The following is a 23,360-nucleotide window of genomic DNA, read 5'->3' on the forward strand; positions in this document are numbered from 1 at the left end:
GCCAGTATTGGTTGTATTTTGCTTATCAGAAGAAAGTGAAATGTCTACTGAACTTCACTTTCTTCTCGAATTCCAAATCTATTATTCTTTTACAAATCTCATTTCAAATCCGTTTTCTATCCGTACTACTTGCTTTAAAGATGGGATAAATTGTAATTCGATCCCGAGGCCCACTTTAAAAAGGTCGTTCCCGATATAATCTAAAGGCACGCTGTCTTGCTCGGAGGTATGTAATACTAGCTTTCCATCTTTTTGTCCGAAGCTCAACTTCACAGCAGGGGCAACTTCTGCCGCATATGTACCTAAGTATCGATCAATGTTTTCGATGGTATATTTTTTAGTTTTATAGGGTTCGATTGCGGTAATTCCTTCCATACTTTCCAAACGTGCAATTATTCCCCAACCATAAAAGTCATTTGATACTCCTAGAAGCAATTGATTTTCCCCCTGCTTGAGTTTCAGACGAGTATTTCCATTTTGTACTGATATCCTACCTTCCGGATATTTTTTCATATTCTGTCTGAAAATATTTTTGTCTGTAAAGGTGATTTGATCATTGAGATAAAGCCATATCTCATCTGAGAACCCGAGTTGAAGATTTGTCTCTGTCGCTTTTTTCGTGGTGATAACAGCTTTTAACCAAACGAGCCTGCGTTTTTCACTACCGCCAAAGCGGCGAGTAAGATTGACCAGTCCATATCTTTCTGCCGCTATTTTTTCTATAAAAGATTCATCTTTTGGTAGATCACGGAAAGTAGTCGGCTCTCTTCCTACTTCTAACACCGTAGGCTCAACCACTGACCAGTTTCTGATATAATTCGATTCATGTCTAGTCAGGTCAGCACCTTCTATTTGCGACAAATTTTCGGTTTCATTGGGTTTTATTTCAATATTACTGATATATGATTCGCCGTCGAAGGCGATACTTCCATCGCTTTCACGACCTTCCAGTTTAGGAATTGTCAGTCGGAGGCTATTATTGACAAATACTTGCATCTGCATGTCCGAAATTACAAGTTTAATATGATTCCATTCTTCTGTTTTAGCTTGTGCAGCAGCCTGATATTGTGGATACATATCCCACATATTAACGCCGTCTAGATAAGGGCAATACTGAATACCCTCATTGGCAAATGGATCCGCCATTTTGGGGACGCGTAGATAAACGATTTCCTGCTCTTTTTCATTTTTTCGATGGAAATAGATCGCAGAGGCAAACTCCTTTTTTGCGGGTATGACATCATACTCGATAGTACCATTTTTGAACATCAAATCGTTAATGACTACTGGGCCAGAGGCAGGTTCTATTTTTATCGCATTACGTCCTTTATGCTTTACAAAATCAACTTTTCCTTTTTGAAAAGTCCATTTTTCCGCGCTTAATGCGATGTGTTTTGCTTCCGATGTTTTGATTTTCTTTTCTTGGGCGTAACTTTTGAATAATACAGTCAAAAATATACCTACTATCAAAATTATTTTTTTCATGTTAATAAAGTTTTTTAATAAATTTAGTGCTTAGACACCGTTTCAGTGCGTGCAACTTCGTGTCAAGTTTATTCAAGTTTGTTCAAGTTGAATTTTTAAATCTAAGCATTTGATATATAGTGAATTATGGTAGATCCGGATCAGTCAGAATTGTTTCTTTTTCTTAAGAAATCACTTGAAAATCAGCTTGAATGGGGTGAAACGTCTGGTTGGAGCACTGCTGATTTTGAAAGGCTTTCGGAAAAAATTCAGCGCGAAACAGGAGTAATGCTTAGCGTTTCTACGCTAAAACGGGTTTTTGGTCGGGTTGACTATCAAAGCACACCCGCTATGACGACCTTGAATACAATGGCGCAGTTTATTGGTTATGAAGACTGGCGGAGCTTTCGCAACGCCTGTATCCAAAAACGGTCTTTGCAAGATGATGCTCCTAAAAAAGCAGTTTTTGAAAACCTAGTGGTAAGCGGTAAAAAATATGAGTATTTATTTTTTAAGCTTGTTTTAGGTGTTGTAATGCTAGCCTTGATGGGATTTTTTACCAATAGGTTTATTCTTAAAAAACAGGAAGTTAATAATGCCGATTTCCATTTTTCATCAAAGACAATGTTGACACAAGGCTTGCCCAACTCGGTCGTATTTGATTATGATGCTTCAGCGGCGAACAAGGAAGATGCTATATTTATTGCGCAAAGCTGGGATACGAGTCGCAAAATACAGGTGGACAGGGATGGTAAACATCACTCTGCCATATACTATTATCCAGGATATTTTCGGGCAAAATTGATGATTGGAAATAAAATTGTCCGTGAACATGATATACAAATCAAAACAGATGGATGGTTGGGCTTGATAGCCGGCGATGGAGGCAAAGAACCTTTGTATTTCAAGAAGTCTGATATTATAAAGTCCGATGAGATTGCGCTTAGTGAGAGTCTGTTAAAAAGCTATAAGATGGATTTCTTACATGGTGCCCTTCCAATAAGACTTTACAACCAAAAGGATAAAACGGGAATTATGACCAATAATTTTAGTTTTGAAACCGATGTAAAGACGGGGCCAAGTACCGGCGGCAATATGTGTCAGCGTGTAGAAATACTGTTGCAGTCTAAAAACGATATTATTATTGTTCCACTTGTGAATACTGCATGCATTGGGGACATTGCCCTTACTGCGGGCGGTTTTTATACCGATAGCAAACGGGATGACCTCAGTGGATTTGGTTGTAATCTCTTGTCATGGAATAAATTGAAAATAGACTGTAAAAATCAACAAATCAGATTTTGGATTAATCATAAACTAGTATACAGCACCATAATCAAAAATGTACCTACTGAGATAGTAGGTGTACAGTATCGCTTTAAGGGAGCTGGTTTTGTTAGAAATACGCGTTTAAGAGGCTTAGGTAATAGGGAGATTATTTTTTGATCTCCGCCTACTTAAGTGATTAAGAACTTCCTATCCGGTTGAAAGTAATGGTAGCTCCTGCAGGAACATGGCGGATCCCAACTGAAGCGGAGGTGAACACATTGATGGATCATACAGGACCCAATGGTGTTGATAATCCTCATAATGTGAATAGCTGGGATCCTGCGCACTATATTGATACATTTGATGGAGGTACATCGGCGACTAATTTAGGAATGTTTTTCAAGACGCAAAATAATCCGGGAGTGAATCGGCATCATTTTTTATTCTTTGTTTTTGCCGAGGCTTATCATAATGAAAATACGCCGGGACCTTCAATTGGAAGAGAAGGAAATTATCTTGTTACAGGCACGACGGGTGGATTTAGGGAATTCCATATGACAGGCGTTGCTGGAGATGTAGGATATAGTGTTGCTGTTGGCCAGGCTGATCCCAATTCCGCGTACCAAATTCGTTATGTAAAAGAGTAGATTTTTGAACCAATATCTATTGAAATTATTTGCGCACAACCAATTTATATGTATAAATGAATCGTCGCTTTCAATGTAAAGTAATTTCTTAACAAATGGTAATTGTGGAGTGCTTCATTGGGCAGAACTTTATAAAAAAAAGTTATGGACACAAAGAAAGTATTACTGACGGGCATCACCGGTTTTTTAGGCGCCCATACCGCGATCCACTTGTTGAATAAAGGTTATCAAGTGATTGGAACCCTGCGTAAGGAAGAGAAGATCACATCGATTAAACAGGTGATCGGGCAGCATACCGCTCACTTGGATAAATTAAGTTTTGCGGTGGCTGATTTAAACGACTATAGTATCTGGAATGACCTTGCTCAAGGTGTTGATTTTATTCAGCATATAGCATCGCCCTTCCCTGCGACACTGCAAAAAAATGAAGATGAACTTATACTGCCGGCTAAAAACGGCACTTTAAATATCCTAAAAGCCGCCGCACACAACCAAGTTGCGTGAGTGGTGATGACTTCTTCGCTCGCCGCTGTCGCCTATGGACGGTCAGTGAAAGACCCCAATAAAGTTTTCACTGAAAAGGACTGGACCGACAGCAACAGCAAAGGAGATCTAACCCCTTATTATAAAAGCAAGGCGATCGCAGAAAAGGCGGCCTGGGATTTTATTGAAAACAATCCGAACTCCTTCGAATTAGTCACTGTTTGTCCTGGCGCTATTCTAGGGCCAGTTATCGAAAAGGACTACGGTACTTCGGCAGAGATCATTGTCGTTTTATTAAGTAGAAGTTATCGCGCTTTACCAAAGATTGGTTTTGATATCGTCGATGTACGATCCGTAACTGATTTGCTTATTCGAGCGATGGAATACCCACAAGCGGCGGGAAACAGGTATATTGCTTCATCAGGATATTTAACCCTTAAGAACGTTGCAATTATTCTTAAGGAACAATTTCCGGAACGAAAAATTCCTACGGCAGAATTTCCTAACTTTATAACAAGAATGCTCGCCCAAGTTAGACCAGAGTTAAAACCAGTTCTGTTGGAAATGGTCAGAAGAAAAACAGATATTAGTAGAGCGACCAATGAACTGGGATGGCAACCAATTGGGATTCGGGAGGCTGTTATCGCCTGCACAGAGAGTTATCAACAGTTTTTCGAGGAAATATTCTAAACATATTTGGCAAGCCACACGTGTCAAAAATTTCCCTACAATAAGGAAATTGGCAAGTTGATATTATTTCTCGTGGAATTCGAAGAGGATATAAATGCTTTTTTGTCAATAGCTCGATTAAAAACCGATTACTGTCAATTAAAAGATTTTGAATCATAACTAGATAGCATCTAATTTTTTATTATTCATTTTAAACTTCAGGGATCAATTTCTCCTACAACGATCTCGACCAAGCTATTGAGCAATGAAATCTTGAGTTGCTGCCCACTATAGTCCTTACATTCATCATCAATGTGCAGCTCTGTTCCCTGCCATTCCATAGATATCCGGTTGGCTCTAATGGGTTTGATATTAAAGTCCACATTTTTTTCATTCAATAGCCCATCTATATAGTCAACCAGTTCCTGACGCTGATCGGTGGTCACGATTACAATATCAAATTGTCCATCTCCGGGGTCCGCATCTTCAGCTAACACCAGTCTAGGTCCCATGCTAGCAATGTTCATGACTTCAACCATGATGCATTCCGCTTTAATGTTACCGGCAGCGGTCGCAAGATTAAGCACTTTTCCCGGAAATGTCAAAGCTAGCTTTTGAAGCTGCTGGAGCGCAATCCTGATCTCATCATCAGCACTGGCAGCGTGCGTGTTTTTTTTGTCCATTTTCTCCATTAGTATAGGAAATACACCAAAACCAATAGATTCTATAAAATGGAGCGGCTTTCTGCTTAAACCTGTCATCATTCCGACATCAAATTTTTTAAGCTGAAAATTTTTCCATAGATGCATGGCCTGTTTACAGTCCAAAGGGATACCTAAAGAATTGGCAATATTATTTGCTGTGCCTTGAGGTAGGATAGCAATCGGTCTTTTGAATCGTAGTTTTTTTTCCAACAGTGCCATAATGGTCATTTTTATGGTACCATCACCTCCGGCCAAGGCAATGAGATCTGTCTCTGGATGGATCTTTTTGACAGCATCTTTTTTTGTAACTACCGTGCAACGGTGCCCAAGGTCTTCGATCAGCTGACATAGTTCGTCTTTGCTTCCATTGTCTTCATCCCCAGCAGCGGGATTATGCACTAGCCTTACCTTTTTGCCATGTTCTTTCATATCACCTGAACAAAGCGTACGTGAGATTGGTTTTCATATAAAAGGTACAACTATGAATATACTTATTACAAATGATGATGGTATCTATTCGCCGGGCATAGCAGCACTAGCGAAAACCGCGAAGCAGTTTGGTACCGTTAGGATTGTTGCGCCAGATGTAGAACAGTCATCTATGGGACATGCTATCACCCATTCCCGGCCCCTAAGCTACCGAAGCGCGCCTATTACCTTTGAGGGAATTGATGCTTTTAGGGTTAATGGGACACCGGCGGACTGCGTGGCATTGGGACTACATATGTTTCCCGATACACAGGTGGTTCTTTCTGGCATCAACATGGGCCCTAACCTAGGGAATTCCATGTGGCACTCCGGTACCCTTGCTGCAGCAAAACAGGCTATGCTCCTCGGTATTACCGGTATCGCTCTAAGCACACCTGTTGGCAAGTCGGAACCAGATTTTGAAGGGCTATCTGAATGGACAGCTGATGTCCTCAAGATCTTGCTTAACAATAAGGGACCGGCTCTGTATAATGTAAATTTTCCGCCAAAACCCAAGGGAATCTCGTGGACTAGGCAATCGGTACGGCTCTACGATGGCAACGTAGTGCCCGGTCAGGACCCTATGGGAAGAAAGAATTATTGGATTACAGTGATACCACTTGAACCAGCAGAGGAAGGGACAGATCGTTGGGCGGTAGAAAATAAACTGGTATCAATTACACCCTTACGGCTGGATCTGACTGCGCATGACGAGCTTTCCGCCAGATTGGCGAGTCAAGGAAAATGAGATGAAGGATAAAGCATATGAAAAGAAGAAAATTTTTGGTACAGGCCAGCCTTGCAGGCGCAGGCTTTGCACTGAGTGCAGCGACACCTGATATTTTGTTAACAACATCAAAAGAACATAAGATGACAACACCTGAAAATTTAACACAGAAGAAGCGATTTCGTCCTACCGATAAAGCTGGACTTGGCGGGGTAGCATTGGGTAACGGATTTCAGTACAACTCAGATCTTGAATGTCTACAGACGGTAGAGGCCGCATGGAATGCTGGGATACGTTTATTTGATACCTCCCCTTGGTATGGTCTGGGTATTAGTGAACGTAGAATGGGCTTATTTTTAAAAGACCAACCACGTGACAGCTTTACACTTTCCACCAAGGTAGGACGAATTTTAGTGCCAGAAGAGAATTTTACAAAGGAACAATTACTCTGGAAAGGGAAGCTAAATTTTGGTTATCAATATGATTATAGTGCTGCAGGCGTGAGACGAAGTGTAGAGGATAGCTTACAGCGGTTGGGGTTATCGTCAATAGACATTGTATTTATTCATGATCTTTCGCCAGATAATGGCGATATGAAAGACAACTATGCGCAGTATTTCGAACAAGCGATTAAAGGAGCAATGCCCGAACTAACTAAAATGAGAGAGGAGGGGCTAATCAAAGGCTGGGGTCTCGGGGTCAATACCGTAGAGCCTATGTTGCAGACATTGGAGGTTGCAGATCCCGATATCTTTCTCTCGGCCTGTCAATATTCATTGATCAAACATGACGATGATCTGAATAAAGTTTTCCCAAAAGTGGCTGAACGGGACGTATCGATTGTTGTAGGAGCTCCTTTATGCGCTGGATTTCTGTCCGGTAAAAACCGTTATCTGTATGATGGTAAATTCCCTGCCGGAGTTAAAGAAAAGCTCAATGCTTTACAGCGGGTTGCAGCGAATCATGCGGTAGACCTACGGACTGCAGCCTTACAATTTGCTGCTGCACCAGCCGAAGTATCCGGCGTGATACCCGGCGCACATACCGCCGAGCAGGTGGTTCAAAATGCTCAATCTTTCAAGACTAAGATAGCAGCTAGCTTTTGGGAGGAATTAAAGCATGAAAAACTAATAGAAGAAAATGCGCCGGTACCAAAGGCTTAATATATTAAATAGAAAATAAGGTGCGATATGCGCATCCTTATTTTCTATTTAAATTTTATGATTAAAATCCCTAGAAAGACTTCCATCATAGCGGTACGTATGATTGGAGACCCAAACCAAAGACCTCCATCCTTAACTTTACTCGGGCAGTATTGATGTTGTTGATCCTAAAAGTTTAATTTTTATATAGTAAGACTACCATTTTATTATGGCAAACTAAGCTTTTTATGTCATTTTATTGTCATCTTATTTGGTGGTTCAAAAAAAAACTGCGTTTAAATGATACTGACAGGCTTGTAGTGGTTGTGCTACAGTGAATTCTCTTTTTTTTATCAAATTTTGTTTCACTATGAAAAACTAATTTAAACACTATGTGGGACAAAAAAAAGAGAATTCTTGTTGTCGAAGACAATGAGATTCTGTTGAGTACAATGCAATTTGTTCTTTTACGGGAGGGGTACGACCTGCTACTTGCCAAATCTGGCAAGGAAGCACTTTCTTTAGTCTCGGACGAATCAATTGATTTGGTTATTACTGATCTGGCACTACCTTTCGCCAACGGTTTTGAAATTATAGATCGGATCAGAAAGAGCAATACCAATAACCAGGTACCAGTTATTATTATTTCTGGATATCGTGATGATAACAGTATTGTGGAGGGTTTTGAAGTTGGCGCAAATGATTATATCAAAAAGCCAATATCTCCCTCTGAGTTAATTTCACGTGTACGTTTGCGAATCGGCCATGCTTAGTACGTTAGAGCATATCATCCGTGATATTCGCGCCTTTTTTGAAGGCGATTACTGGCCTATATTTGTTGTCATTGCCTTGATCTTGAGCGTATTGTTTTGGACTGCTTGCCTTATTGGAATCGTTATTTTTTATTATCGTGATTATCGGTATCGGACAGCCTATTCCGGCATCTACCCGGCATTAAGGGATTTTATCTACGAACAAGTTCTTGTAGAAAACCGGACCAACCATTTTCCGGTCGATAAATTGGGACTGGATTTGCATAATAAGCTTGTGAGTAAGGTTGTGCGTCATATTTTACACGATTTTATCTTCACAATTGGAGGAGAGAAAGGCAGGAGTATGCGAAACCTTTTCAATGAACTGGGCTTTGATAAAGAAGCACAATATGAAATTAGACATTCAGCGACAAACGTAGTTACAACGGTGAGATCCTTGGCTAATCTGGCCTTGATGAAGGTATCGATTCAGGACAAGATTCTGGAACAGTTGCTGAAAAGTCCTCAGGTTGAAATCCGTGTTGCAGCATCTAAATACCAATTGCAGGTGCACGGAGAGCAAGCTTTTGACAGGATATTTAATGGACTGTATGGGATCAGTCAACTTCATGCGCTTGATATCTTTCAGACAATTGTCCAGGGGGAATATTTTGGTAATTATATTTTTTCACAATGGTTGGATGTTTCAAAATCCTCTGAAGTTAACAGCTTGATAATGGACCTAATGGTTTATTATCAGGAGTTAAACGAAGCGGGGCTTTGGAAGTTAATTATTGCCAATAAAGAATCAAAAACCGCTTTAAAAGCCGTTAACTCTTTGGGGAAACTATTGGCAAAAGATAGTGAGGAGCGATTGCAGGAGTTATATACGGAAAAAAGCAGCCTGGCAGCTAAGCTCGAAATACTGAAGGCACTCGGCCGTGTTGGACAAGGAAAGTCAATTGATTTTCTGAACGGATTGTTTATGGATACCAATATGCCATTAAGCCTGCGAAAACATGCTTATCGTTCATTGGTCGCTCAAAAACCTTATAGTACGGCGCTGTTGCGAAAAATTGAGGAACAGGTGGATGACGAAGAAAGCAAACTCGTTCGTTCCATTAATCATCCGATGGTCCATTACATTTAAATGAAAGGTTTGATATGACACATTTTATTTCTTCAGTAGAATTTCTATTTGGATTGTACTGTCTGCTACTTTTAGTTGTCTATGTGATGCTGTTTCGGATGTCATCGCTCTCGATCCGCAGGAATCTCCAAAGGCGCAATTCCAGAAGAATTCAAACATTAATGGAATCTGAGATTGCGCCGGGAGTCAGCATTGTCGCACCTGCTTATAATGAATCAGTGACTATTGTAAATAATGTGCGTTCACTGATGACGCTGTTTTATCCCAGATATGAGGTCGTGATCGTTAACGACGGTAGTAAAGATGACACTTTAGCAAAGCTGATCAAAGAATTCGATCTTGTGGCGGTCGATTTTCTGGTCGATTATTTAGTTCCTTGTAAAGAGATAAAAACCATTTATAAATCGCGCGATATTTCTCATAAACATCTGACAGTCGTTGACAAGATAAACGGCGGAAGTAAGGCTGACGCCGTCAATGCAGGAATAAATGTTGCTGCCTTTCCGTACATCTTAAATACAGATGTTGACTGTGTCCTTGCCAATGATACACTCGTGTATCTGATGGAAGCTGTATTGGATGCTAAGGAACGTGTTATCGCCGTGGGGGCCACTTTGCGCATGTCCAACTCGAGCTATGTAGACTCCGGTATGCTGGTTGAAGCAGCTTTACCTAAACCGATTCTGGCCCGATTTCAGGAGATGGAATATATCCGATCCTACCTACTCGGTAAAATGGGATGGAATTACCTGAATTGTATCCCCAACGTATCCGGTGGCCTCGGCCTATTTGATAAGGAAATTCTTATTGCAGCAGGAGGATACGACCCAAAATCTCTGGGTGAAGATATGGAGATGGTCACTAGGATGTGTATGAAGATGTGTGATAACAATGAAAAATATGAGGTTAAATATATTCCACAGACATTATGCTGGACTGAGGGACCGGACAGCCTGAAAATGCTGACCCGTCAACGGATCCGGTGGGCGAGGGGCCTGATGCAAATTATGCGGACCCATCGCAAGGCTTTTTTGAATCCCAGCTATCGAAAGTTTGGCTTGATCGTATTTCCCTACAACGCCATTTTTGAATTCTTTGCACCGATTATGGAAATTCTGGGTATATTCTTTTATATCTATCTGATCCTGACAAACGGTATCAACTGGCAGATGGCCATTCTTTTACTGGTTTTTGTATATATGTTTTCAGTTTTTTTAACCAGTTTCTCGATTTTATTGGACAATTATGTCTATAAGTATTACAAACGTAGGGAGGATATTATACGCTTATGCCTTACTGCATTTATAGAACCTTTTGTTTACCATCCGATTATTGTATATAGTTCCATTAGAGGATATTTACAAGAGCTTTTTGGTAAAAAACATTCCTGGGGAGAAATGAAACGCAAAGGTACCTTAACACCCGTACCACCGGACGGAGCTAAAAAATAAAGCAATGAACAAGTTATTGATATTATTAGTCGTTTTCTGCCAGTCCTTGTTAGCAGAAACCATCTCCGCACAGGTGGTCTGGCAAAACAAAAAATACGATGTGGATAGTTTGGTGCCTCTAGCAATCAACTACCTGCGTGAAGGGAAGCTAGATCAGTCAGTTATGCTAAGTCGGACGGTATTGGCAAAATACCCCCAGTACACTGATTTTAATTATATCTTGGGATTGAGCTATCAAAAGATGGGACGGGGGGAATGGGCTATTCCATATTTCGAAACCGTAATCGCGAGTGATGCGAAGTATAAAGACAGCTACTCGCCCCTGGCATTATTGTATGAAGTGAACGGCGAAATAGAAAAAGCTAGAAAAATTTGGCAGCAGGCACGCACACGATTTCCTGATGATATGGAGCTGGCAGCAGCCTACCGGGAATTTGAAGCCAGGGGTATAAAAAATTCTATCAACCGAAATATCGACATTTGGTACAAAGAAGGCCGACAATGTATTGAACAGGGAGAGTTGCGAAAAGCTATTGCGATTTCGGACAGTATGCAGCGGGCAGACGCTAGCGATAACCGTTATTTATACCTTCGCTCTAGCGCTTATATGTCTGGCAAGGACTATAATAAAGCCAAAATTGGCTATGAGATGCTTTGGGATAAAGGGGATAGCACACTGTTCATGCGTGAACAGCTAGCAAATATCGCTGCCGCAAATAAAGATTATCACACCGCTTTGGTCTATATGAAACAACTGCAGCGGCAATCACCGCAAGTGGAGCGTTATCGTCAAGAGGCAAAAGTATACCGGGAAAATTTACCCTATAATTCCTATCTCGGATTAAATCATACCCAAAGCGCACAAGATAGGCCCAATGGACACTTTTTTATTTCTGGGGTGGAATATGGGAAGAGTGTAGGCGAAAAGAATATGGTCATTGGCCAGTTTAACTATGGAAATAGAAGGGGTGAAAAGGGCTATCAAGTGGGTGTGGATACTTGGCTGAATTATAGCGCAAAGATATATGCCTACCATCATCTGGCTTGGGCCGATGGTACAGTATTTCCTACCTGGCGGGCTGCATATAGTCTTTATCGGGAGGTTGGCCCCTGGCTTTTTGATGTAGGTGGGCGTTATGTGCGATCGGCCGACCATACCGACAATTATGGAATGGTTGCTTCTGCGGGACGATATTTTGGTTCCACCTTTGTCTATCTCCGAGGGTTTTTATTGCATGATGAACAGCGTTGGAATCAGGCTTACTCACTGGCAGTAAGGCACTACTATAATAATGAAAAGCCTAATTCCTATGTCACCATCATTGGTAATATCGGAACCTCTCCAGATGATCCTTCCCGATATCAGTTTTTAAACAACAGATTTGATTTCTTGTCACGATCAATCAATGCCGGATGGCAACATCGTATCGATAGCTGGGGCTTTACACTCATGGGGGGATGGAGTTATTACAAAGTGGCTGAAAATAGATTTATGAATCAGTATGATCTGAATCTTTCATTAAGGAAATATTTTTAATATGTGGAAGTATATGTTAAGTCTGCTTTTTATGGCAACAATCGCTCAAGGTAAAGAACGGATTACATTGGTAAATGAAGGTGTCTCCAATTATATTATCCGTACCGACCAAAGCAATTCTACCCTGCTTAAAGCAGCACAGGTAATTAATGAGTTTACAAAATTGAGCACGGGCACATCGTTTGAGCTGCAGGCCAATGACGACGATCTTCCAGCAATCATATTGGAGCAGGTGCCAACAGATAAAAAATACCCAGAAGACAGTTATTCGATACAGTTTAATGGGGTTAATATGTATATCAAAGGTAGTGGCCGCGGCGTTCTTTACGGCGCTTATCGCTGCGTGAGAGATGTTATCGGCGCACGGAAATGGTATACCGGCAGGGAGAATACCTTCATTCCTAAGTTATCTTCGTTGGTAGTGGATGCCGATTTTCATATTTTTGCAAAACCCAATTTCAAGTTTCGAGAAGTATATTTCCCAATCGAGCTGGATCAGGAATACCTGGATTGGTATGGTCTTGATAATTTAGAAGAAAAATGGGGCGATTGGGGACATAACTTTAATAAGATATTACCACCATCCGTTTCTTTTAAAGAACACCCCGAATATTACTCCCTCTATAACGGGAAACGACAAGCTACCCAGCTCTGTCTTTCCAATGAAGCTGTTTTTGAACATACCGTTGCATATTTCAGGCAAAGAATGCTTGAAAATCCGCAAGCCAAATACTGGTCGATAGCGCAAAATGACGATATCGGCAGCTGTACCTGTGAACACTGCCAGGTTATTGATAAACGCGAAGGCGGAGCCCAAGGGTCATTGATCCACTTTGTAAATAGGGTCGCCGCTAAATTTCCGGACAAGGAATTTACGACACTCGCTTATTTGCAGACAGCCAATGCCCCCACTCATCTTCGTGTGGCTGACAATGTTTCGGTCATATTGAGTAATATTGATGCGTTTCGTAAAGGAGACATTAGCAATGAACTATCCGCCGCTACATTCCGCAGGCAATTGCGTGACTGGAAATCCAAAGCAGCACATGTCTTTGTATGGGATTATTTAACGCAGTTTACAAATTACTTAGCTCCTTTTCCTATTCAGGGAACTTTTCAGAAAAGTTTGAACTATTTACAGCAACAAGGGGTTGAGGGAGTATTTTTGCAAGGTGGGGGAGCGAGCTACAGTGATATGGCTGAACTAAATGCCTATATTTTGGCTCACCTGGTGTGGGACAGCACGGTCTCCGAAGATCAGCTTATCGATGAATTTGTCAATGGGTATTACGGCAAGGCTGGTCCGGTCATTAAGGCCTACCTCAATGCCCGGCGAAATGCCTTACCCGCAGTCTCTTCCACCTTATCAATCTATGGAAATCCGATTGATAACAGGAAAGATTATTTGAGCCCTGAGAAAATGGATCAATACAGTACCTTACTGGAGAAAGCTGAAATATTGAGTGAAGGTAATCCGCTATTGGAGCAACGTGTCAGAAGATTGGGGCTAGGGCTGGATTATACCTATTTACAACAGGCGCGGTTTTATGGGCCGCGCCAACATGGGATATTTACCGAGGAGAATGGGAAGTGGATCGTAAGGTCAAGTGTACGAGGCAAGCTACGACAGTTTGTTGAAGATGCAAAGAAACTAGGCGTGATAGAGCTTGCCGAGGGCGGTGTCTCTCCAGATCAATATGCAGCAGAATGGGAAGGTATATTTAGTGCAGGACTGCGTGCGAATAAAGCCTCTGAGGTAAAAATGACGATGAAATACCCTTTTGATCCATCGTTCCCTGCTAATGGTCCAGCTACTTTAACCGATAGTGTACCCGGCTATCTCGATTATAGCTATAATTGGCTATTATGGAGTGGAGAATCAATGGATATTGATTTTACATTCGAAAAGGTAAAAAAGGTGGATACCCTGGAACTCAGTTTCCTTCAAGATGCGCGGCATTGGATTTTTCCTCCCAAAGAGCTCCGTATTACGGCTTCAAAAGATGGAGAAAATTTTAAAGAGTTGCTTTCTTACAAAATTGAAGATATAGATGAAGATTATACAGTGCAGAAAGTCAAATTTAAAGCCCCAATAAGAGATGATGTTAAAATAATTCGTGTTCATGCCCTTCCATTCGCTTCCCTACCAGAATGGCGCTATCATCCCACGCGGAAGGTTTCCATTGCCTGTGATGAAATTTGGATGGATTAATAACATTGGTTACTACCTTTTTTTTATTGAGGATTTTGAACTTTAAAAACCAATCATGTAATCCATAATGAGGATGAGGCTTTGCTAATAGCGCGAACTGCAGAATTTCCGATCATGTATTAAATTGGATAATAATCCCGTCTTTTCATTATATAACTTGTGGTCTTTAGCATAGATCCTTTTCAATCTCAAGGGTTAACCATCACAAGTGAATTGTATTTCATTTTCACGGGCTATTTTTAAGAGTATTTCATCCGGCAATCAGCTTTTTCAAGGGGCAATACAGGCTGGATTTCCATGGGAAATTTTCTCTGTAAAGGAAACTATTTGATATAAGTCTAATATCATAAAATTTCGTTTTTTGACACGCCGTCAGGGTTTTAAACATGCTGAAGCATCTGTTTGCCCAAACTCAGATCAGCTACAAGTTAATACCCTTAGATTAGGGATCCCGATGCTTCAAAGTTGTTGCACCGACCACCAGAGCGGTTATCTAATATCCAATTATTGCGATTTAATATTATATAAAAAATTAAAGTATGACTATTTAGCTCTAAAGATGGGGATTTGGGGGGATTTCAATCAATCGATACCCCTCTTCAACAAGAGATTTTCTAAGTGAATCGTCGGGTTTTTTCTTAAAAATGGCGATAGCAAGTGTTTGGCTCGGCAATATCCCGAGAGTAGACAAAAAATCACGAATTTTCTTTTTCAAAAGAATCTTTCTGAAAGCTCGCGTTCTTTTATTTGCGCTGATCTCTTCGCTACCGGGAAACCAAAAGTTGGGATTAATTCCCTTGATCGCTATCATAGGTAGATTAAGTCCTGCGGCAAGTTTTTCAAATTCCCTTTCAGAGACTTTATATACGAAATTCCCGACCTTCTCAAAAGAAAATCTATTTTTCCAGATCTTATTGATTATTCTGTCATTGATCTTTCCCAATTGATTGGCAAGGAACAATAAAATTGGCATTTTAGAAATAGGATCCTGCGGTTCAATGATCACAATGGCTTGTCTAGCCACTCGTATCATTTCGTAGAGCGCAGCATAGGGGCGCGGAAAATGATGGTAACTTTCCTTACAGAGTATATAGTCTATACTATTGTCTTTAAATGTTAACGATTCTGCATTCTGTGCGCAGTATGCTTTAATAAAACCTGTTTCTTGGGATACTTTGAGAAAGCTATCGTCTAGGTCGCTTGCCGTTACATTTTCAATACCCTGATCTATCAGATGCCGTGCATCATGGCCATAAGCATCACCAATGGTCAGCCAGTGAGTATTCTTTTCTTGGGTGAAAGGATCTAAACATCTAAAGAAAAGGTTCTGTAGCCAGTGGTTTATACTCCCATCGTAATTCTTTAAGGTTTCGAGTATTTTTATTTTCTGGGTTCTTTCTGGATAGAGTGTGCTATACCATTTTGCATGCCGTGTATAGCTATCTTCATTAAAGCCCTTATTTTCTTTAATTTTAATATTGTTATTCATATCTAAGTTTATCGTACGTTTCTTTGCTCAAAGAAATAAGTCTCCAGGCTTGTTGACTTATTTAAATTAACGAATAATTATTTATAGACGCTACAGGCTAGAAAATAAATACAAACAATTTACATATACTTACATTTTGGCAACAATCATCGACAGATATTGTGGAGCGTACATTTCAATAAGAGGGAGAAGGTTCAAAAGAGTTTATGAAGGAAAAAAATCACGGCTCTTTTTTAGTGAATAGTTTGTCATTTATAGTAATTTAGGAAAATCAACCTTAAGTCCTTAATATGAATATTTTAATTATTTATAGTCATCCAAGTAGAGAATCCTATACTTTCGAGATATTGAATCAATTGAAAAATATGTTTAACGCGCAAAATTGGCACGTTGATGTCTCTGATTTGTATGCGAATAACTTTCAAAGTGTAATGACTGCCGAAGAGTACGAAAGAGAAGGGAAATCAAATACAACTTTACCAATCCCCCAAGATGTACTCGAAGAGCATCGAAAGATAGAAAACGCAGACTGTGTTATCTTTCTTTACCCACTTTGGTGGAGTGACTGCCCAGCAATGATGAAAGGTTGGTTTGATAGAGTATATTCCGTTGGTTATGCTTATGGACAAAAGCCCGACTTACCGAAAATGAAAATCATCAAGTATGGAGCCGTTATCTGTACTGCAGGTCACCCCAACAATTTTTTGAATGAAATTGGTATTGCACAAAGCATGGAGAAAGTAATGCTTGAGGATAGATTAGGAAAACGCTTTCAGCACAAAGAAATGCTAGTACTCGGAGGGACATTGGAAATTGATAAAGTGAAGGAACATCACCGGAATGAAATTAACGCATTAGTCAAAAAGATAAAGCTTGTAATACATGGAGCACTTTAACAGGCAATAGTTTGTTCTAGCTTTTTTCAAATACCGCAAGACAAACAAGCAAATCGAAGAGGAGAGCTTTGCCCAAGGGCCCTTAGGTATCACTGTAACGGCCGTATTAATATTTATTATTGGCATTATACTGAGTTGGTATCTTATAGATAGTTTGTAGAATAACATAGTTAGTCTTAGTATGCTATGCTATTAGCAATGTCCTTTACGGAGGACTTATATCTTAATTTAAACAAGTATCCTTATTCCACAACGGTATACAAATTCTTCAGCACCTGCTGGAGTGCTTTCATCAAAAAATCTATTTCTTTGAAATCGAGCGACGAGAAACCAAGTCTGATGTGGTTCATTGTCTTATTATCGCTGAAAAGAATGTTGTCATTTAAGGAAACCCCTATTTCCTTTAAACCAGCAACGATCTCATGTACATCATACTCCTTATTGAAGTTGATCCAGATCGCCATTCCCCCTGCAGGAACCTGAAAGGACAGTTGACCATCGAAGAGAAGTGCTAATTTTTTACACATATAATCCCTTCGTTCCTTATACACTTTGGTCGATTTTCGTAAATGTCGCTCAATAGCTCCATTCTCAAATAATGTTGCTATAGCCTGCTCCATCATAATATCCCCCCTGATATCAATGTGCTTGCGGATATATGTGATCGCATTGATTAAATCGCTGGTGCCAACAACATAGCCTAAGCGCAATGAGGCTGAAAAGTTCTTAGAGATGCTTCCTATGTAGATTATTCGTCCTTTATGGTCATAACTTGCCATCGGTAAATGCGGGGCTGAAAGATAATGAAAGTCATAATCATAGTCATCTTCGATAATAATAAAATTATATGTGTCTGCTAATGATATTAATTTTAATCTTCGGTCGGGACTTAAAGTTACAGTGGTTGGATAATGATGATGTGGAATAACGTAAACAGCTTTTATCTTTTTTGTAAGGCATATTTCCGCTATTTGATCGACGTCAATTCCATATTCATCCACAGTAACCTCAATTACGCATGCACCAAGCATGGTAAAGGAAGATTCGGCAAGTGCATATCCAGGGGTGCCAACGATAAAGATGTCACCTTCATTGATGAGTGCTTTACTCACCAAGTAAATGCTCATCTGTGCACCGTTGGTCATCAAAATATTAGATTCCGATAGATTAATCGCTCTGGAGCTCGAAAGATGTGACACCAAGGCACCCTTTAGATTTGAATCATACAAAGTAGTTCCAATCTTGATAATGGTTTTAAATGGAAGCATCTGGACTATCTTAATTTTTCAATCTGTCACCTAAATATAGTCCAAACTGAACTTATATTTGAAAAAAATATCAAATGGAAAAGAGAAAATTTTTAAGTGACGCCGACCCAGTGGCATTTCGTGTGATGCTTGGATTTGAGAAATATCTATCCGAAAGTTCATTGAATAAAATCCACGCAGAATTGATCAAAATCCGCGTATCGCAGATTAATGGTTGCACCTATTGTATGGATAAACATATTCAGGACGCCCTATCTCTTGGCGAAGACGCTCGACGGATATTTGTCCTGTCAAATTGGAGAGAAACACCGTTCTTCTCAGAAGAGGAAAAGGCCATCTTGGCATTAACGGAACATATGACCCTTATCTCTCAGCAGGGCGTTCCTGACGAAGTGTATAATAACGCCTTGGTTCTCTTGGGCCAACAATACCTAACAGAGGTTATGATGGCCATCATTGCGATGAATGCGTGGAACCGTGTTGGAATAACAACTGGTCGTGAACCCCAATGAGAAATAAGATGAGTTCAGAAATAACTTATAAAACAGCTATCATTCCACCTTTTGATCAGATTATTGCGCTTTACTTGGAATCAGGTCTAAAATGACCTATCCAAGACAAAGAAAGAATGGAAAAGATGTTTTTCAATTCCAATCTTATTATTACTGCTTGGCATAATGAGCTTCTGGTTGGAATATCAAGAGCAATGAGCGATGGCGGTTATTGGTGTTAAAAATCTAAAAAATGCTTTTGGTATTGATAGATATGTGCTTATTTAGCGTTTAAAAATATAATATCTAACCAAATGCTTACTACCGCATTGTCATCTCGGCAATATGGGGTCCCTAAGATGTAAAGGATCTTTTCCGTTTCCTAACCTGATGAATTGTACTTCCAAGTGAATCTGTTGGACAGACAAGACATGGGTCGGTATCATTCAATATTTTTCTACTGCTGCATAAGCAACATAATCTTTATGGTGCAGCTTGCCTGGTGATTCAAGTATACAATAATTTATAAATGCAACTAAATTGCTTTTGTTAATTATTGTTCCTAATTTAGCTTTTAAATCAAAAGACAATGAGCGCAATTCCTAAAAACTTTGAAGACTGGAAATGGTGTATCGAGAAAAGATGCGGTATTCCATTAACCGTAGAATTTGCCAAAAGCCGATTGGCTGTTTATGAAGATTATTCAAATGCCGAAACTCAGCGTTTTGCTGCTAACTATGGAACAGAACATCTTGAGAATATAAAGATTTGGATGAAAGTTATAGTGACATTGGGAGAAGGAAAAAAATAGAATTTAATTTAGGTCATATGAAAAGAAAACTACCAGTCACGGTGTTAAGTGGCTTTTTGGGTGCAGGCAAAACATCCTTGCTGAACCATGTATTGCATAACAAGGAAGGGAAGAAGGTTGCCGTAATTGTTAATGATATGAGTGAAGTAAACATCGATGCGCAATCTGTTGAACGTGAAAATGTCCTTTCGCGGACCGAGGAGAAACTTGTTGAAATGAGTAATGGATGTATATGTTGCACGTTAAGAGAAGATCTAATGATCGAAGTCGAGCGTTTGGCTAAAGAAGATCGGTTTGATTATCTTTTGATTGAAAGTACAGGGATCTCGGAGCCAATTCCCGTTGCGCAGACATTCAGTTACGTTGATCCGAATAATGATATTGATCTTTCATCATTCAGCTATATCGATACGATGGTTACTGTAGTAGATTGTTTCAATTTTTCCAGAGATTTTGGTAGTTCAGAAACGTTGTTAGATAGAAAGCTGGCAGATGATGATATGGATAATCGAACTATTGTAAACTTGTTAACCGATCAAATAGAATTTGCCAATGTCATTGTGTTAAACAAAGCAGACCTTGTATCCGAGGAAACAATAGGTACTTTAGAAGCGGCAATTAGTAAACTTAATCCGGGTGCCAAGCTTATCCGTACCCAATTTGGCCAAGTTGATCCAAAAGATATTATGGGAACGGGTATATTTGACTTTGATGAAGCTTCTTCCTCTGCAGGTTGGTTAAGAGAGCTGGAAGTAGATCATGTTCCCGAAACGGAAGAATATGGGATTTCATCATTTGTTTTTCGCTCCCAGCGACCTTTCCATCCGCAACGGTTGCACCGTTATTTAAACGAACATTATCCTCATAATATCATACGTGCTAAAGGCCTATTTTGGCTAGCATCTAGACCAGATATTGCAATCAGTTTTAGCCAAGCTGGAGGAAGCGTCCGATTGGAAAGTGCCGGTTCATGGTGGAGTAGCATGCCCGAAGAAATGCGGTATCAATACCCAATTTATCCCGAAATAAGAACTGATCTATTAAAACGTTGGCATTCCGAATGGGAGGATCGTAAGAATGAATTGGTTTTTATAGGGCAACACTTAGAGAAAGAAAAATATCTTAAAGAGCTGGAATCTTGTTTATTGACTGAAGATGAGGCTGACGATTGGCGTTTCACTTGTTGGAAGGACGAATTTCCTAAAAATCTCTAACAATCGTTTTCCCTCCTTTATAGCGTCAGTAAATAGGTTGATTATATAAGTGGGGCACAAGTAAATTTACAGTTGCCCCCTTAATCTAAACCAATACTGGAGTGATTTTTAAAATCTTCCATAAAGATTTTAAAATGCTAGTCATGCACATTCACCTTCAACGCGGTTAAGCCCGCACATAAATCAACGTTTCATTTTAGGATTTGGATTTTAGGCACTGACCTTCTTATCAAATCAGACTCTAATTCTTTTTGCAACTTTGTGTATTTTATAAATTATTTTCACTACTTTTGTTGCAACTAAATTGCAAATGGTTTTTTGACAATCTCACAAATATTAATGAACAGATCTTTTTTATTTTTTTCACTCTTTTTTATTCATGGAAGTTTTCTAACGCTATATGCACAGGAAAAATTAAAAAAGGAAATAGATCTACAGGAAGTCATGGTAGACGGCAAGCGCTATAAGAATGCGATGGAAGGGCCTTTATCGGTAAACTATATTCACATTGATTCTTTACAAAAATTCCAGGGCGGTAGTTTGATGCAGACATTGAGTAGAATTCCAGGGGTAGGATCTATAGGCATCGGTGCGAGTCAATCGAAGCCTCAAATTAGGGGGTTGGGTTTTAATCGAGTAATAACCGTAGAAAATGGCGTAAAGCATGAAGGGCAACAATGGGGATTGGATCATGGTCTTGAGATAGACCAATACAGTATCGGCTCCGCTGAGATTATTAAAGGCGCCACATCTTTTATGTACGGGTCAGACGCGATTGGCGGAGTTATTCGTTTATCCTCTCTCAAAGAAACCCAAGAGGATGGTTTAAAAGGAAGTCTTAATCTTATTGCAAAGTCTAATAATAGTACACTTGGGAGTTCAGTCCAATTTGTTGGTAAAGAAGGGAAATTTGTCTTCGGTGGTGGGCTTACCCATCTAAATTATGGAGACTACCGCGTTCCAACCGATACGGTCTATGTCTATAATTACGCTGTAGGCTTGAAGGACAACTATGTGAGAAATACAGCCGGAAGGGAAACTGATTTTCAAATAAAAGGAGGATATGTAACTGAAAAATTCTCTTCGATATTTTATTTAAGCAGTTATGATACCAAGATCGGTTTTTTTGCCAATGCACATGGTCTTGAGCCAAGAGGGGTAAATACGGCTTTGTATGACAAATCAAATAGGGATATCCTCTATCCAAGCCAGAAAGTAAATCATTTTAAAGTTATCAATAGAAATTATATTGAAAAAGATGATCAAAAAATATGGATAGATATCGGCTATCAGCGAAATAAGAGGAAGGAGTTTAATCACTACGTTGCCCATGGCTACATGCCTGCTATCTTTCCTGATAATATGGGTATTCCAGAAGACCTAGAAAGATTGTACGATAAAGATATATACAGTATCAATGTAAAAGATCAATTTACCAAAGGATCACATCAGATTACTTTAGGTGGGAGTGGTGAAATCCAGGATAATAATATTGGCGGTTGGGGCTTTCTTATTCCAGAATACCGTCAACGCTCTGCAGGCGCTTTCGTGCACGACCAATACGGCATTGATAAAAATACAATACTATATGCGGCATTGCGATATGATTATAATCACAACCAAAGTAAAGCCTATCGTGATTGGTTTGAATCCGAGACAGCAGATGGGACTAAGGAGAAGATTTTAAGAGCTGACAATATCTCGAAAACGTTTAATAGTCTGGTTTGGGGACTTGGGGTTGCAAGACAATTTGGAGATATCGAAACCAAGTTCAATGTTGGGAAGAGTTTCCGGAATCCTGCAACTCAGGAGTTCGCGTCAAACGGTGTTAATTATCATTATTACAGTTATGATATAGGAAATAGAAATCTTTCCCCTGAGCAATCCTATCAAGCAGACCTCTCAATAGGTTGGAGAAGAGAAACGGCCGATATCACGTTGACACCATTTTATAATTATTTTTCAAACTACATTTATCTCAATCCAACATCCCGTTTTGATCAATTTCACGGAGCTGGCAACCAGATTTTCGAATATTCAGAGAGTAAGGTCCGGCGATTTGGAGGGGAAATTAATGCCAACTTTCGTTTGGCTAAGAACTGGAAGTTAGCGCTCTTGGGCGAGTATGTCAAATCAAAGCAGCTCTCAGGTGCTAAGAAAGGGTATACCTTGCCTTTTTCTCCAGCGCCCTCCGTTTTAATCGGCTTGGATTGGTCTCCCAAAATAAGTCAATATTTAAATAGTGCATATTTCGCTATTGATTTCAAATGGACGGCGGAGCAGAATAATATCGTACCCCCTGAAGATAAGTCACCCAGTTATACACTTTTCAATCTTAGGGCAGGAACAGATTTAAAGTTGAACAACTCAGTTGTTCAACTTAGATTTCAGATTCAGAACCTATTAGATACTAAATATATGGATCATACGAGCTTTTATCGTCTTATAGCACTCCCCGAGCAGGGGCGGAATATCGTTTTATCAGCACGTGTACCCTTTGGAAAAAATTAATAAAC

At 39.8% G+C, this 23,360-nt stretch carries 20 protein-coding genes; 16 read left to right on the top strand and 4 right to left on the bottom strand.

Annotated elements, in window-relative coordinates:
• Positions 1–81 precede the first annotated feature (81 nt).
• Positions 82–1,485, bottom strand: coding sequence for a hypothetical protein (locus B4A24_RS20655; RefSeq protein ID WP_293946858.1), 1,404 nt, complete (start codon positions 1,483–1,485; stop codon positions 82–84).
• Positions 1,486–1,611: 126 nt separating this feature from the next.
• Between B4A24_RS20655 and B4A24_RS20660 the strand changes: the two genes are divergently transcribed.
• From B4A24_RS20660 to B4A24_RS20675, 4 genes are all read left to right on the top strand, one after another.
• On the top strand, positions 1,612–2,910 hold the full coding sequence (locus tag B4A24_RS20660) for a hypothetical protein (RefSeq protein WP_293946859.1): 1,299 nt from the start codon (positions 1,612–1,614) through the stop codon (positions 2,908–2,910).
• Between the two features lie 38 nt (positions 2,911–2,948).
• Positions 2,949–3,380 carry a hypothetical protein gene (locus B4A24_RS20665; protein WP_293946860.1) on the top strand — a complete coding sequence of 144 codons (432 nt, stop codon included), beginning with the start codon at positions 2,949–2,951 and terminating at the stop codon, positions 3,378–3,380.
• A gap of 144 nt (positions 3,381–3,524) precedes the next feature.
• Complete coding sequence (locus tag B4A24_RS20670) at positions 3,525–3,884, top strand: GDP-mannose 4,6-dehydratase (protein WP_293946861.1); 360 nt, start codon at positions 3,525–3,527, stop codon at positions 3,882–3,884.
• A 6-nt stretch (positions 3,885–3,890) separates the two neighbouring features.
• Positions 3,891–4,553, top strand: a complete 663-nt coding sequence (locus tag B4A24_RS20675; protein WP_293946862.1) for a hypothetical protein — start codon at positions 3,891–3,893, stop codon at positions 4,551–4,553.
• Positions 4,554–4,750: 197 nt separating this feature from the next.
• Here the strand turns inward: B4A24_RS20675 and B4A24_RS20680 are convergent, their stop codons facing one another.
• Positions 4,751–5,665, bottom strand: a complete 915-nt coding sequence (locus B4A24_RS20680; RefSeq protein WP_293946863.1) for a diacylglycerol/lipid kinase family protein — start codon at positions 5,663–5,665, stop codon at positions 4,751–4,753.
• Positions 5,666–5,717: 52 nt separating this feature from the next.
• Between B4A24_RS20680 and surE the strand changes: the two genes are divergently transcribed.
• From surE to B4A24_RS20715, 7 genes are all read left to right on the top strand, one after another.
• Positions 5,718–6,452 carry a 5'/3'-nucleotidase SurE gene (gene surE, locus B4A24_RS20685; RefSeq protein WP_293946864.1) on the top strand — a complete coding sequence of 245 codons (735 nt, stop codon included), beginning with the start codon at positions 5,718–5,720 and terminating at the stop codon, positions 6,450–6,452.
• Positions 6,453–6,469: 17 nt separating this feature from the next.
• Positions 6,470–7,594, top strand: a complete 1,125-nt coding sequence (locus B4A24_RS20690; RefSeq protein ID WP_293946865.1) for an aldo/keto reductase — start codon at positions 6,470–6,472, stop codon at positions 7,592–7,594.
• 371 nt (positions 7,595–7,965) lie between these two features.
• Positions 7,966–8,346 carry a response regulator gene (locus tag B4A24_RS20695; RefSeq protein ID WP_223583678.1) on the top strand — a complete coding sequence of 127 codons (381 nt, stop codon included), beginning with the start codon at positions 7,966–7,968 and terminating at the stop codon, positions 8,344–8,346.
• On the top strand, positions 8,339–9,475 hold the full coding sequence (locus tag B4A24_RS20700) for a hypothetical protein (protein WP_293946866.1): 1,137 nt from the start codon (positions 8,339–8,341) through the stop codon (positions 9,473–9,475). Before B4A24_RS20695 ends, B4A24_RS20700 begins: the two co-directional genes overlap by 8 nt.
• 14 nt (positions 9,476–9,489) lie before the next feature.
• On the top strand, positions 9,490–10,926 hold the full coding sequence (locus tag B4A24_RS20705) for a glycosyltransferase family 2 protein (protein WP_293946867.1): 1,437 nt from the start codon (positions 9,490–9,492) through the stop codon (positions 10,924–10,926).
• Positions 10,927–10,930: 4 nt separating this feature from the next.
• Complete coding sequence (locus B4A24_RS20710) at positions 10,931–12,463, top strand: YaiO family outer membrane beta-barrel protein (protein ID WP_293946868.1); 1,533 nt, start codon at positions 10,931–10,933, stop codon at positions 12,461–12,463.
• Between the two features lie 31 nt (positions 12,464–12,494).
• On the top strand, positions 12,495–14,675 hold the full coding sequence (locus B4A24_RS20715; RefSeq protein WP_293946869.1) for a DUF4838 domain-containing protein: 2,181 nt from the start codon (positions 12,495–12,497) through the stop codon (positions 14,673–14,675).
• Positions 14,676–15,228: 553 nt separating this feature from the next.
• On the opposite strand, the gene B4A24_RS20720 is transcribed toward B4A24_RS20715, so the two are convergent.
• Entirely contained in the window at positions 15,229–16,164 is a 936-nt protein-coding gene (locus B4A24_RS20720) for a class I SAM-dependent methyltransferase (protein WP_293946870.1), read from the bottom strand.
• Between the two features lie 290 nt (positions 16,165–16,454).
• Between B4A24_RS20720 and B4A24_RS20725 the strand changes: the two genes are divergently transcribed.
• Entirely contained in the window at positions 16,455–17,060 is a 606-nt protein-coding gene (locus tag B4A24_RS20725) for an NAD(P)H-dependent oxidoreductase (RefSeq protein ID WP_293946871.1), read from the top strand.
• 242 nt (positions 17,061–17,302) lie between these two features.
• On the opposite strand, the gene B4A24_RS20730 is transcribed toward B4A24_RS20725, so the two are convergent.
• Positions 17,303–18,328, bottom strand: a complete 1,026-nt coding sequence (locus B4A24_RS20730; RefSeq protein WP_293946872.1) for a PLP-dependent aminotransferase family protein — start codon at positions 18,326–18,328, stop codon at positions 17,303–17,305.
• 110 nt (positions 18,329–18,438) lie between these two features.
• Between B4A24_RS20730 and B4A24_RS20735 the strand changes: the two genes are divergently transcribed.
• The 4 genes from B4A24_RS20735 (at position 18,439) to B4A24_RS20750 (ending at position 23,355) form a co-directional block, all read left to right on the top strand.
• Complete coding sequence (locus tag B4A24_RS20735; protein ID WP_312399232.1) at positions 18,439–18,840, top strand: carboxymuconolactone decarboxylase family protein; 402 nt, start codon at positions 18,439–18,441, stop codon at positions 18,838–18,840.
• Positions 18,841–19,408: 568 nt separating this feature from the next.
• Positions 19,409–19,630 (top strand): hypothetical protein, encoded by a 222-nt coding sequence (locus B4A24_RS20740; protein WP_293946874.1) that lies wholly within the window; start codon positions 19,409–19,411, stop codon positions 19,628–19,630.
• A 17-nt stretch (positions 19,631–19,647) separates the two neighbouring features.
• Entirely contained in the window at positions 19,648–20,844 is a 1,197-nt protein-coding gene (locus B4A24_RS20745) for a GTP-binding protein (protein ID WP_293946875.1), read from the top strand.
• A 339-nt stretch (positions 20,845–21,183) separates the two neighbouring features.
• Positions 21,184–23,355, top strand: a complete 2,172-nt coding sequence (locus B4A24_RS20750; protein WP_293946876.1) for a TonB-dependent receptor — start codon at positions 21,184–21,186, stop codon at positions 23,353–23,355.
• Positions 23,356–23,360 lie beyond the last annotated feature (5 nt).

The organism is Sphingobacterium sp. UBA7249 (genome assembly GCF_002472835.1).
In the GTDB taxonomy this organism is placed as follows: Bacteria; Bacteroidota; Bacteroidia; order Sphingobacteriales; family Sphingobacteriaceae; genus Sphingobacterium; species Sphingobacterium prati.

What these genes read in the sequence shown, in the direction of transcription:
- B4A24_RS20655 (WP_293946858.1), bottom strand. Translation starts at nt 1,485, where the DNA reads ATGAAAAAAATAATTTTGATAGTAGGTATATTTTTGACTGTATTATTC.
- B4A24_RS20680 (WP_293946863.1), bottom strand. Translation starts at nt 5,665, where the DNA reads ATGAAAGAACATGGCAAAAAGGTAAGGCTAGTGCATAATCCCGCTGCT.
- B4A24_RS20675 (WP_293946862.1), top strand. Translation starts at nt 3,891, where the DNA reads ATGACTTCTTCGCTCGCCGCTGTCGCCTATGGACGGTCAGTGAAAGAC.
- B4A24_RS20745 (WP_293946875.1), top strand. Translation starts at nt 19,648, where the DNA reads ATGAAAAGAAAACTACCAGTCACGGTGTTAAGTGGCTTTTTGGGTGCA.
- B4A24_RS20740 (WP_293946874.1), top strand. Translation starts at nt 19,409, where the DNA reads ATGAGCGCAATTCCTAAAAACTTTGAAGACTGGAAATGGTGTATCGAG.
- B4A24_RS20670 (WP_293946861.1), top strand. Translation starts at nt 3,525, where the DNA reads ATGGACACAAAGAAAGTATTACTGACGGGCATCACCGGTTTTTTAGGC.
- B4A24_RS20725 (WP_293946871.1), top strand. Translation starts at nt 16,455, where the DNA reads ATGAATATTTTAATTATTTATAGTCATCCAAGTAGAGAATCCTATACT.
- B4A24_RS20730 (WP_293946872.1), bottom strand. Translation starts at nt 18,328, where the DNA reads ATGCTTCCATTTAAAACCATTATCAAGATTGGAACTACTTTGTATGAT.
- B4A24_RS20700 (WP_293946866.1), top strand. Translation starts at nt 8,339, where the DNA reads ATGCTTAGTACGTTAGAGCATATCATCCGTGATATTCGCGCCTTTTTT.
- B4A24_RS20715 (WP_293946869.1), top strand. Translation starts at nt 12,495, where the DNA reads ATGGCAACAATCGCTCAAGGTAAAGAACGGATTACATTGGTAAATGAA.
- B4A24_RS20750 (WP_293946876.1), top strand. Translation starts at nt 21,184, where the DNA reads ATGAACAGATCTTTTTTATTTTTTTCACTCTTTTTTATTCATGGAAGT.
- surE (WP_293946864.1), top strand. Translation starts at nt 5,718, where the DNA reads ATGAATATACTTATTACAAATGATGATGGTATCTATTCGCCGGGCATA.
- B4A24_RS20710 (WP_293946868.1), top strand. Translation starts at nt 10,931, where the DNA reads ATGAACAAGTTATTGATATTATTAGTCGTTTTCTGCCAGTCCTTGTTA.
- B4A24_RS20660 (WP_293946859.1), top strand. Translation starts at nt 1,612, where the DNA reads ATGGTAGATCCGGATCAGTCAGAATTGTTTCTTTTTCTTAAGAAATCA.
- B4A24_RS20705 (WP_293946867.1), top strand. Translation starts at nt 9,490, where the DNA reads ATGACACATTTTATTTCTTCAGTAGAATTTCTATTTGGATTGTACTGT.
- B4A24_RS20720 (WP_293946870.1), bottom strand. Translation starts at nt 16,164, where the DNA reads ATGAATAACAATATTAAAATTAAAGAAAATAAGGGCTTTAATGAAGAT.
- B4A24_RS20695 (WP_223583678.1), top strand. Translation starts at nt 7,966, where the DNA reads ATGTGGGACAAAAAAAAGAGAATTCTTGTTGTCGAAGACAATGAGATT.
- B4A24_RS20690 (WP_293946865.1), top strand. Translation starts at nt 6,470, where the DNA reads ATGAAAAGAAGAAAATTTTTGGTACAGGCCAGCCTTGCAGGCGCAGGC.